This is a genomic window from Hyphomonas sp. UBA3601 (assembly GCF_002375605.1).
GTDB lineage: Bacteria > Pseudomonadota > Alphaproteobacteria > Caulobacterales > Hyphomonadaceae > Hyphomonas.
In genome coordinates this window covers 32,660-34,851 of record NZ_DFME01000130.1, presented here as the reverse complement: position 1 = coordinate 34,851, position 2,192 = coordinate 32,660, and the positions used below count along the sequence as shown (strand labels likewise).

Sequence of the window (2,192 nt, the reverse complement as noted above, 5' to 3'; positions counted from 1 at the left end):
CTCACCTTCGGCTTGACCAAGACCGGCGCGATGGGCTGTGAGATCATTCTGCTGTTCGGCGAGGCGCGGCAGAAGAAACGTGAACTCGAAGCGCGCGCCAAGCGCTCCGGCCACATGCCGCCCAAGATGCGTTATCTGGCTGCGCAGGCCGAAGCGATGCTGGCGGATCGGCTGTGGCTAGACCTTGCGACCCATGCGAACGAGATGGCGCGGCGCATGGCTGAGGGCTTGCGGCGGCAAGGCGTGGACTTGGCTTTCGAGCCGCAAGGCAACGAAGTCTTCGCGCTGCTAAGCGAGGCGCAAGTCTCGGTACTCCACAATGCAGGTGCGGTGTTCTATCCCTGGATGGGCGGCAGCCAGCGGCTGGTCTGTTCCTGGGCCACAACGCCTGAGGAGGTTGATGCCTTCCTTGGTGTGCTGAAGGGCTGAAGGCGGACCTGTTCATAGCCCGCCTTCGCCAGATGGTAACTCAGATTGGGGTCAGTTGCCCCAAAGCTTTTGCCACCAGTTCTTTTTCTCTTTCGGCTCGACGCTGACATTGTTCAGGATCGCGTCGGAATAGCCGAGCGATGCCATTTTGGTCTTGATGGCATCGAAGTCGCGGCCGGTCAGCTTGGCGAGCTCATTTGCTTCGTCGTCCCAGCGCTCGACCAGACTTACGGCATAGTCGCCAGCTGCTTCACACTCACCATAGTCGCCGCGCCAAGGGTGACGCAGGACGTAGCGACCTTGGTAATTGGAGCGGTCGCCGGTAACCTGGAATTCCAGATCTTCCGGGAATGTCTCGGCGTCATAGCGCACATGAAGGCGAGTCACGAATGCATCGACCGGCTGGGGACCGAAGCCGGGGCGCATGTCATCATCGGTGTCTTCGTCCAGCCACATCACGCCGAGTTCGCGCAGCTCCGAGCGAGAGAGCGGCTCGGCCGCACACGGATCGCACCAAGACATGTCCCAGGCATATTCCATGAACACGGCCTTGCCGTTTTGCTTCTCGACCTGATGGGCGAACATGTCCTTATAGAAATCGGCAAACTCGTCCTTGATATAGATCGGCACATCCATGTCAGAGGGTAGTTTCACGGTGCGGTAATTCTTGGTTTCCACACGGCCTTCGCGAGTCAGGGCGAAGACGAACAATTCCTGCTTGCCTTCAGCGTTCACTGTGCCGAGACGGATCGGCAACATGAAGTCCTCATCCTCATAGGCAACCTGAAGCGGACGCAGCATGGACGAGCCGTCATGGCGTTCGAGGTTTACCTTGGCGACGAAGAATTTCATTCCGCGCTTGAGGTAGGCACCTACGGTTTCTTCTGCGCCATCTGGAATCTTGTAGCCATTATTGTTCAGCCAGGTGATCAGTCCATCGGACTCCTCTGCTGACAGGATCAAGATATCATATTCGCCAACCTCGTACTCGGCTTCAATGGTGACGCCGAGCTCTTCGGCCTCTTCCATCATGCCGGCGGCGGTTGGCGCAGGCATCATTGCCATGTCTTCCATCATCTTTTCGCGGCGCGCCATCTCGCAGGGGTTCTCGTCGTAATATTCGACAAGACGCGGGGCAGTGTACGCGTCGATATGGTCGATCAAGGCCGGGTTGGCGACGTGGATCTGTTCTTCGGTCGGAATATCGACCACGGGCACGACCATCGCGAATTCGGAAACATCACCGCGAAAGTCGGATGCCATCGTGATGACGGTGCGTTCGCCGTCACGGGCGAGCACGACCTTGGAGGCGTCGTTGAAGAGGTCGGTATCCGCCTTGGCGACATAGAAGCCGCAAAAGGCCGAAGCCGGCGCTGCGAAGGCGAGGCCGAGCGCGGGCAACGCCAAGGCTGCGGCTAGCGATTTGAGTCTCATGGGTGTGTCTCCTTTGTCCCCTGAAGTGGCATGAGCGAATAGTTCAACTGTTTGGGCGAAGCGGCCGACCGTGGCTGGCTCCACTGGAAGCGGTGGGCGGGCAGAAACCGGTCCAGAACCGGTGTGGTCGAGGCGAGGGCGGCCAGCGCCATCAGCGGGGCGCCGCGCACATTCGGGCCGATTGTGAACCAGGCGGCGAGGCCGGCGACCATCAGCGCGAAGAGAATGCGGCCAAGGCGGCTGTCTGGGGTGGAGCGCGGATCAGTGATCATGAAAAAGGCAAAGATCAGCAAAGCGCCGGAACTCATCTGGTGCATCGGGATCACCAT

General features: G+C 59.5%; 2 protein-coding genes and 1 pseudogene. 1 reads left to right on the top strand and 2 read right to left on the bottom strand.

Annotated elements, in window-relative coordinates; all coding sequences use genetic code 11:
- Window positions 1-429 (top strand): annotated as a pseudogene (locus tag B4F73_RS15020) (threonine aldolase); the annotation flags it as partial.
- A 51-nt stretch (window positions 430-480) separates the two neighbouring features.
- On the opposite strand, the gene B4F73_RS15015 reads toward B4F73_RS15020, so the two are convergent.
- Both B4F73_RS15015 and B4F73_RS15010 read right to left on the bottom strand, forming a co-directional pair.
- Complete coding sequence (locus B4F73_RS15015) at window positions 481-1,863, bottom strand: DUF2330 domain-containing protein (protein ID WP_290479909.1); 1,383 nt, start codon at window positions 1,861-1,863, stop codon at window positions 481-483.
- A partial coding sequence (locus B4F73_RS15010; protein ID WP_290483667.1) for an RnfABCDGE type electron transport complex subunit D occupies window positions 1,860-2,192 on the bottom strand: 333 nt, incomplete at its 5' end. The genes B4F73_RS15010 and B4F73_RS15015, both read right to left, overlap by 4 nt.